This is a genomic window from Streptomyces sp. NPDC051173, assembly GCF_040689515.1.
Taxonomy (GTDB): Bacteria; Actinomycetota; Actinomycetes; order Streptomycetales; family Streptomycetaceae; genus Streptomyces.
This window is the reverse complement of record NZ_JBFBBD010000134.1, coordinates 1-8,142: the sequence shown is the minus strand read 5'-3', so window position 1 is coordinate 8,142 and position 8,142 is coordinate 1. Positions and strand designations below refer to the sequence as shown.

General features: G+C 67.7%; 9 protein-coding genes and 1 pseudogene. All 10 read right to left on the bottom strand.

Annotated elements, in window-relative coordinates; all coding sequences use genetic code 11:
* Positions 1-214: 214 nt before the first annotated feature.
* Positions 215-556 carry a DUF6415 family natural product biosynthesis protein gene (locus AB0435_RS33540; RefSeq protein ID WP_366428679.1) on the bottom strand — a complete coding sequence of 114 codons (342 nt, stop codon included), beginning with the start codon at positions 554-556 and terminating at the stop codon, positions 215-217.
* A 159-nt stretch (positions 557-715) separates the two neighbouring features.
* Positions 716-1,012 (bottom strand): hypothetical protein, encoded by a 297-nt coding sequence (locus tag AB0435_RS33535; protein ID WP_366428678.1) that lies wholly within the window; start codon positions 1,010-1,012, stop codon positions 716-718.
* Between the two features lie 293 nt (positions 1,013-1,305).
* The gene (locus AB0435_RS33530) at positions 1,306-2,556 is read right to left on the bottom strand and encodes a helix-turn-helix domain-containing protein (RefSeq protein WP_366428677.1); all 1,251 of its coding nucleotides are present in this window, start codon (positions 2,554-2,556) and stop codon (positions 1,306-1,308) included.
* A 490-nt stretch (positions 2,557-3,046) separates the two neighbouring features.
* Entirely contained in the window at positions 3,047-3,397 is a 351-nt protein-coding gene (locus AB0435_RS33525) for a hypothetical protein (RefSeq protein ID WP_366428676.1), read from the bottom strand.
* A 14-nt stretch (positions 3,398-3,411) separates the two neighbouring features.
* Positions 3,412-3,663, bottom strand: a complete 252-nt coding sequence (locus AB0435_RS33520) for a hypothetical protein (RefSeq protein ID WP_366428675.1) — start codon at positions 3,661-3,663, stop codon at positions 3,412-3,414.
* Positions 3,664-3,735: 72 nt separating this feature from the next.
* Positions 3,736-4,650 carry a glycoside hydrolase family 25 protein gene (locus AB0435_RS33515; protein ID WP_366428674.1) on the bottom strand — a complete coding sequence of 305 codons (915 nt, stop codon included), beginning with the start codon at positions 4,648-4,650 and terminating at the stop codon, positions 3,736-3,738.
* 4 nt (positions 4,651-4,654) lie between these two features.
* Positions 4,655-5,038, bottom strand: coding sequence for a DUF1003 domain-containing protein (locus tag AB0435_RS33510; RefSeq protein ID WP_366428673.1), 384 nt, complete (start codon positions 5,036-5,038; stop codon positions 4,655-4,657).
* Complete coding sequence (locus tag AB0435_RS33505; RefSeq protein WP_366428672.1) at positions 5,035-5,472, bottom strand: hypothetical protein; 438 nt, start codon at positions 5,470-5,472, stop codon at positions 5,035-5,037. Before AB0435_RS33505 ends, AB0435_RS33510 begins: the two co-directional genes overlap by 4 nt.
* Positions 5,473-5,549: 77 nt before the next feature.
* Entirely contained in the window at positions 5,550-6,083 is a 534-nt protein-coding gene (locus AB0435_RS33500) for a hypothetical protein (RefSeq protein ID WP_366428671.1), read from the bottom strand.
* Between the two features lie 43 nt (positions 6,084-6,126).
* Positions 6,127-8,142, bottom strand: a pseudogene (locus tag AB0435_RS33495) (hypothetical protein); the annotation flags it as partial.

The window sequence follows — 8,142 nt, the reverse complement described above, 5'->3', positions numbered from 1 at the left end:
CTACATCCTCGAACCCGAGTGGATCACGCTCGACCTCAAGCACCCCGTCACCCCACCCTTGACAACGCCGGCTCGCCCTTAACTCCGTGGTCTTGGAGTACTTGTACCGGGTCACCGCGTAGCCATTCGCCCCGGCTGGGGACGAGCAGCGCCTGGGAGAGCCATTCGGTGGCCGCGGCGCCGGCGTCGACAGCGGGCCAGTTCGATTGAGGCTTCATCGGAGGCCCGAGTACAGCAGGAGCGACTTGGCCACGTGGGCAAGGGCGAATACGACCCGCTCCGGCGCCGGATCGGGGTCCATATCGATCGTCCGGCTACTCAGGAGCCGACGACCGCGCTTCGCCGCACTCTCCCGTACGGCAACCCCGAACCTCCCGGCCTTTTCCAGGCGTTCGGCCTCGTCCTCCACGAGCGGGATCAGGGTCCCGATGTAGGCGCGGAGTCGCTTCTCCAGGTCCTGCAAGGCCGCGTACTCGTTCTGTGGTTCGAGGCCACAATCGATGTCCCTGGCGATCGCTCCGACGTTCAGCGTGTCGCCCGGCGGAGTGGTGGTCATTCTGTCCCCGTCTTCCGGTGGCATGTGCACGTACAGGTGAGGGATTCGGTCCGGGCCGTGTGAAGTGGCGCTCCGACCCGGCGGATGAGCGTGGCACCAGGGCATCGCCTGTGTTGACCGACCCGCAGTGATGTTCGACGTGGGGGCGAGCGGGGCGCGTCACGGACACCGCGGCGCCTCTGTCGCTTGCGTGGCTTCGAGGGCTTCACGCAGGTGTCCCGTGTCCGTGAGCGCGGTCCAGGGCGCCCCGAGGAGGGCGGTGGGTGGCAGGACCCAGGTGCGGTCGGCTCTGTAGCGGCCGGGTGGTGGGGCGGTGAGCTGCCAGCCGGGCGACGGAATCGTGACGCCGGGAATGCCGATGAGCCTGTACGCGGTGCCGAGCGGTACGAGGACCCACATACGCCGTAGCGCGCCGCTGGCGAGGTAAGGGCCGAGGCTGGAGCCGTGACCGGTCATGTAGGTCTTTGCTCTGTGCCCTACCTCAAAGTCGATCTCGACGATGTCCCAGATTTCACCGTTCGTCAGTTCAGCGACGCGGCCGACATCCCATAGGTCCCGAACGGGCCGGGGTACGGGAATGGCAGGGGCAGAGTGGTCGCCACCGGCGCTGGTCCGTCTTGCCGATCGGCCGCTTTGGCGGCACGACGGTGAGTAACTCATGAGGTTCCCCACGATCAGCGTTGAGCAGATGAGGGGATGACCGTAGGACCGCCGGAAGAGAAGAGGGGGCACACTTTGTGCCCCCTTGTTCACGCGGCGAGGATGCCGATCTTTATGGCGAGTTCAGACGCCCGGCGCCTACGCCCTGGGGTCCTTGACTCCGTTTCCTCAAGGATGATCCCCTTGGCGTAGCCGTTGTACCGGATCGTCTCCGGTGCCGCTTCGTACGCTTTATCCAGCGTTGCAAGGGCAGTGTCGGGTTGTCCGTCGAGCTGGTAGCCGCGGGCCTCTTCGATGCGATGCCGGGCCCGGCGAGGCCGGGATGGGATGGTGGTGGCGTCGGCCGCTGCGGCCTGCCTGACACTCTCGCCCCCGGCACGGAGTTCCACGGCCACGGTCACCGCGTGAGCACCCATGATGGCTCGCGAGAACGAGGTGATCGGGTGGTAGTAACTGGCAGGGAGCTCCTTCGACATCTTGCGGGCGGCGTCCCAGTGGCTCCACGCGGTTCCGGTTTCGCCGCGCCGTGCGGAGGTGTACCCGGCCTCGAAACGCAGCGCCCCGGCGATAGCCAGAACCTCCGGGGGTGCATCGGTGAGGAGCGGTTCCAGGTATTCGAGGGTCTCCAGGGTGACGGCGTCAGCGGCGTCGTAATGGGCTGGGCCGCTGTCGCGGTGCGCCTGCGCGGCGAGCCAGGCGGCGACACCGATGGCGTGCGGCTCTTCCGACTCCTGGGCGGCGACCATGCTCCGCTCTGCCACACGCCATAGCAGCGAAGCGTCGGGCTGGTAGGCGATGAAGAACTGGCTGAGGCTGTAGACCTCGGACAGGACAGCCTGGGCTGCTCTCCGCTCGGCGGCGGTATTGGCCTGTCGAACCGACAGTTGGGCGTCGCGGATGAGTTCTGGCAGCAGGCCGCCGATGACATCGCGGTGGTTGGGAGCTGAATGCCGGGCTTGCCAGGCGCGAGCAAGCCGGGCCTGAAGATGCGTGGTTGGCGGGGCCTGGAGCTCTGTCGTGAGCGGAAAGGCGTCGACGGCGGCGCGCACGGCGGGGAGGCGTTCATGGCCGGGGCCTACGAACAGGTCGACGTGCATGGTCTGGTCGCCTGTGAGGTCGGCGAGGTCCCGGACGCGGAGGGCGTCGGCGATGCGCAAGATTGTGTGGAGTTTGGGCGTTTGGAGGCGTCCACCCTCAACAGCTTTCACCCAGCTGGGGGACTTCCCAAGGAGTCCGGCGAGGACGACGCGGCTCATCCCTCTCCGAGTTCGCAGGAGTTGCAGCCTCTGACCGAACTGGATCGGTTCGGCGTACGGGTCGGGGGTAGCATCAGGTGGCACGGTCTCGCCCCTCTCTGAACAGCTAGTCACTGTCAGACTATGGGGCGGGGCCGTAGTTCTGTCATGGGTCGAACGGCGCTTGGGTCCCAGGGCGCGGTCCACGGCCGTAGGAGACCGGCGGACGGGCGGTCCATCGACGTCCTTGCGGCGTCTCCCTTCACCGGATCACAACACGATCCGTGTACGCAGGGCAACATCAGCTGAAATACAGCGAGATCTGACTAACTCCAGCAAATCTGCCATCTGTTCTGTAGCGGGGCACCCGGGCTCCGCAGGCGGAAACAGGAAGATCGGATACCTCCACCGGATAAGCAAAAATCGCCCCACTCCGGATGGGGTGGGGCGATTCCGAGTGCAGCCAGCACCGGGTGAATACGCCAATAGTACCGGCGGCGGCTGACAAAGGCCGTCCCGTCACCTGTCGGAGCAGAGGCGGGGTGGCCGTTGCCAGCTGCGCGTGAGAGCTATCGGCGGGGACTTGGAGGCGTGGTCACTTACCGATCGAGCCCCAAATCGCAATAGCAGCGGCGATAAGGCCGAGGACGATCGGGACGATCGCGTGATAGAGGCGGGCCTGCCGTTCCCGTTCACGGCGCTCGGCTTCGGCCAGTTGGTGGCGCTCCAGTTCGTCCTCCAGCGCTTCACGTGCTTCGGCTTCTTTCTGCATGTCCTGGCTGAGGGCGGTGATGCGCTGGTCGGTGTGGGCGGCTTGCAGGGCGTGCACCTCGGCGGATACGAGGCGGTCGAGGCGGGCGTTGATGCCTGCCATGCCGTCGTGGAATTCCCGCCGCAGCGCGTCAACGGTGCGTCCGAGTTCGCCGACGGACAGGTCATCGGCCACGGTGTGCCCCTCGTTCAGGAGGCTGCCGGGCCGGTCGGCTCGGGGGCCGACTTCTTGGCGGTGGGGAGGGCGCTGGCCGTGCCGGAGGGTCCGAGGAACCTGGCGAGCGTGCCCTTGGCGATGGCGAGGGCGGCGGGAACCGCGGAGAGCGCTGCGGCCTTGGCGGTGGAGAGGTCGGTGACGGTCCCAGCGAGCAGGAGGCCGAGGAACGCCTCGATGTACGTCGCTGCGGTTCTTTCGACCAAGTCGAGGAAGAATCGAGGCATGGGGAAACCTGCTTTCAAGGAAAGGTCGAGGTGTCGTAGCGGCGTTCTCGGCAGTGCTGGGTGAGGAAAGGCTCACCAGGTTTCGATCGCGTAGGTGATCCCGGCTGCCGCGGTTTGCAGGCTGACCTTGACGTCGCCGGAGGCCAGGGGGACGTCGACGGTGCTCTTGGCCGAGGCGACCAGGACAGTCTGAATGCGCCATGACGTCCCGTTGTGGATGGCGACGCGGACGCTGCCGGTTGGCGGTGTGGGGGCGATCTGGTCCATGCCGAGGTGGAGGCGCCGGTTGGGGTACGTGCTCCAAGCGGTGCCGTTCGGGACCAGGACCACGGTGGGCTGCTCGCCGGGGATGACGGGGCCGGTGATCCATTGGGGCATGTCGTTCTCCTGGGAGGGTGAGGCGGGCTGGAAGGAGAGCGCCCAGGCGCGGAGTTCGCCTGTGCTGTCGAGGCGGCAGTAGTCGCGGTCGACTCCGGCGTCGCTGTACTGGTGGAAGAGCCAGTCGGCGGAGATCCCGGGATCTCCGGCGTTCCGTCCGGCGGTGGCGATCCACAGGAAGTCGCCGCAGAAGCCGGTGGTGTCGACGTTGCGCCAGTAGTCGAGGTTCGCGTACATGCCGACGGGGTTGTGCGGGAGCCGCTGCTTGACGTACCGCAGCCACGCCTCCTTGTACGCGGCCTGGTCGGCGCGCGGCACGCCCCGGTTGGCGTCGTCGTAGCCCTCCCAGTCGAGGACGGCGAGGTCGCCGGGCTCCCAGTTGACCTGGCCGAGAAAGAAGTCGGCCTCTTCGGTGGGGCCGTTGGCCATGTGGGGGTAGTGGTAGCCGCCCCAGACCAGGCCGTTGGCCTTGGCGTGATCGCGCTGCGCGACCCAGCGCGGATTCACGTAGCCGAGGCCTTCGGAGACCTTGACGAAGGCGAAACTCAGCCCGTTCGTATCCGGGTGCGAGAGCTGGTACGAGGCCCAGTCCTGGCCGTATATGCCCACCGGATCAGGGCTCCTTCCGGGGTGCATCCGTGCTGACCCGGGTGGCGATGGCGTCGACCTGGAGGGCGATGTGGGTCAGGGCTTCGTGGTCGGCATCCGCCTTCGCCCGGCGTTTCTCGTCGGCACGGTTCGCAGTGTTCCCGAGCACCGGCAGGGCCCAGAGCTGGACCAAGTTCGACAGGAAGAGCAGGAAGGGGAAGGGGTACCGGTCGGAGCCGAACCACCACACGCCCGCTTCGGCCAGGACCATCCATCCGAGTTGCCAGCCCACCAGCATCCAGAAGGTGGTCATCGACCCGAAGGCAGAGGAGACCCGGTCGCCGAGCCGGTCATTGAGAGACTCGTGCGGGTGCCGGACTTGCGGGTGGACGGGAGCCTGCGCGGTCACTGGAGGAACCCTGGGGCGTACTGGGCGGCGGCCCAGTCGGCCGCGCTGACCACGTGCACGCCGGCGCTGCCGCGGTGGTGATGGGTGCACAGCCACACGAGCTGGGACTCGCCGGACTCCAGCCACCGCTCGAAGGACTCTGTGTCATGGACCTCGGGAAAGTCCTTCGTCACCAGGTTGAGGTCGACTTCATTGGCGACGGCGAACTCAACTGCTGCGTGGTGGAGTTCGAGGCCGTCGGAGCAGTGGGCGGCGGTGTCGTAGCGGATGGTCATCGCGCACCGGGCGGTGGGCCGGGTGCGGCGCCGGTACTCCTCGAAGAGCTTGTAGTGGGGGTCGTCCTCACGTGGGGCGTGGTCGGGGTAGTGGACGCGATAGCGGTGGGTCTCGGCTTGGTCGTGCGCGGTGACCGTGCGCGGGTCGTGGGCGGACAACAATGCCTCCGGACATGGGTAGGGGCCCCTCGGCAGGGCCTTGGGGCTGGTGCGGAAGGAGCCGCAGGCGGTACGGATCAGCGGCTGAGCCAGAAAACGCGCAGGGACGCGGAGAAGTCAGAGCTCACGTAGGTGGCCAGTGCGGCGCCGCTGCTCTGGGCGCCCTGGACCTCGACGTAGTCGCTGGTTCCGTTGAGGCCGATGACGGTGGTGGTGCAGTGGCCGCAGAGAACGGAGTTGACGGCGTCGGAGCCGACCGCGCTGCCGGTGATCGCGCTGCCGTTGAGGGCGAAGCGCAGGCGGCGGTAGCCGGAGGCCGCGCCGGTCCATCCCGAGGTGCCTACGAGGAGGTAGGTGCCGGGCACGGTGGCTGTGTACCGGGAGGGGTTGACCGTGTTGGAGTGGCCGCCGTCGCTGTCGAGGATGGTGGTGTCGATGGTGAGGCTGGTCCATGTCGCGGTGGGCACGGACTGCGAGGTGGCCTGGTAGCCGGAGAAGACCGGCGGTCCGGTGAGGAAGCTCGCGGTGTACTGGACGTTGGCGTTCCACAAGGCGCCGGTGATGAACTGGCCGGGGCTGACAGTCGCCGCGGACGGCACGGTACGGGCCACGGCTCACCTCCACAGGGTGGTGGGGCCACAGTGGCCCGGTGGTTCAGTAAGCGAACGCGACGGAGTCGAAGCGGTCGACGGTGTCCCACGTGGTCGGGTCGGTGGTTCCGGCCGGGAGCGGCTCGCACACTGTGTCGCCTGCGCCGTGGGTCTTGGTGGTGGCCGCGGTGAGCGTGATGGTCGCGGTGGTCCAGCCGGGGCTGGTCGCCCCGACCGCCGAGACGGTGACGGTCTCCTGATTGGGCGTGCCCTGGCCGAGGAGGAGCTGCTGGCCGGGGGCGAGTTGGGTGGCGAGGGGGTTGGTGGTGTCCGCCGAGGCGTTCACGGTGATGACCGCGGCGCCGGCGGAGATGGCCGTCGCGAGGGTGGTGTGCCAGCTGGCGAAGGCGGCGTAGGGGGTGATGTCGGCCGGGGAGCACTGGAGGGTCCAGGTGGCGTCGCCCTGGTCGTCCGTGCCGATCTGGATCTGCTCGATGAAGCAGTCCACGGTGATGGGCGCGGCCGGTGCGGGCGGGCGGCGCATCACCCGTACCCGCATGCCGAGTTCCAGCGACAGGCATACCGGCCACAGGGCCGGGTTCGCGGACGGGTGGAGCCGGAGTGCGGAGATGCGGGTGGCGGGGTTCTTGTACCGGGACAGGAGGTATCCGGCGGCGTCCTGGCATTCAAGCGCGGATGCACTGTTGATGGATCTCGTGAGGGTACGCGGGAAGTAGTTCGTGACGGAGGCGGCATCTTGGGCGTAGAAGTTCTGGTTGCTGCTGCTCTGGGTGACGGTGACCTGGTTGGACAGGTGGGTGGCGTCGTGGTCGAGCTGGCATTCCTCATACGGCCATTCGCCCAGGTCCGTGCGCTCTCCGAAGACATAGGCCGGGGTGAGGGAGTTGTAGCGGGCCGCGCGGCTCTTGAAGGTCACGGTCCCGGTGCGGTCGACGTAGTGCTCGCCGTTCTCCGTGTCGACCACCGCTTGCAGGGCGGAGAGGGCGTCCTGTCCGCCGGTGGCCATCGGGCCCATGCTGGTGGTCAGCCCCGCCTGGATGGAGGAGATGCCGGCGTATCCGGCGTAGCGCAGGATCCTCTGGTAGCGGGCGTCGGTGGATTCTCCCGCGCACGCTGATCTCCAGGCTGCGTACAAGTTGGTGCAGTCGGTGCCTGTCAGGGCTGTGGGGAATTCGGCGACGAAGGACAGGTCGCCTTTGTATTGCCATGCGCTGCCGTTGCCGGTGGTGGGGTCGATCCAGCCGCCTACGGAGTCGGAGACCAGGCCGGCGGGTTCGCTGGTGGGGTCGATGCCGGTCCAGTAGGCGGTGCCGCCGTCGAGGCTGATGAGGAGCTGCGCGGCGGCGTGGCTGTAGCTGGCGATGGCCAGGTGCCAGTTGGAGTCGGTGACCGGGGTGGTCGAGGGCTGGTAGGCGGAGGTGTTGTTGGTGGGGCCGCCCATGACCATTTGCAGGAGTCCGCTGGCGTCGATCTTCCAGTACAGGGTCGACCCGCCTCCGGCGTGCAGGTCGAAGCAGGACCAGAGCACGGACATGGCGGTGCCGCTGGGGGTGGGGCCGGTGTAGCGGAAGGCGAACATCCGCGTCCAGCTGCCGCCGGCCGCGGCCGGTCCTTTGATGCCTGCGGATGTCAGGCTGAGGAAGGATGCCGCGCTGATGAGGTTCGTGCCGGGGTTGGGGTTGCTGACGGTGACCACGGTCCCGCTGCTGCCGGTGTAGGTGCCGGTGCCCGAGGCCGCGGTGATCTGGTTGCCGGACGTCAGGGAGCCGGCCCCGGCTTTGGAGACGCCGATCTGTGCGGGCGGGTACGTGCCTGTGGTGTCTGCGAACGCCGTGACACTCTGCGGGTCATCCAATTTGTATAGGAAACGGGGGTTGTGGCTGGTGATCTCTTCGGTGAGCGGCTCGGCGAGCTTCACCTGGGAGAGCAGGGAGATCGCGTCGACGCAGACGGGTTCGACGGTGCCGTAGGTGCCGTTGAAGTTCCAGCGGGAGGGCCAGCGTTCCACGAAACCGGCGTAGAGCGGATACCAGACCCCAGGGGGAACCCAGGTGCCGGC

Coding starts and splice junctions, on each gene's coding strand:
- AB0435_RS33540 (WP_366428679.1), bottom strand. CDS start 556: ATGACCACCACTCCGCCGGGCGACACGCTGAACGTCGGAGCGATCGCC.
- AB0435_RS33535 (WP_366428678.1), bottom strand. CDS start 1,012: ATGACCGGTCACGGCTCCAGCCTCGGCCCTTACCTCGCCAGCGGCGCG.
- AB0435_RS33520 (WP_366428675.1), bottom strand. CDS start 3,663: ATGCCTCGATTCTTCCTCGACTTGGTCGAAAGAACCGCAGCGACGTAC.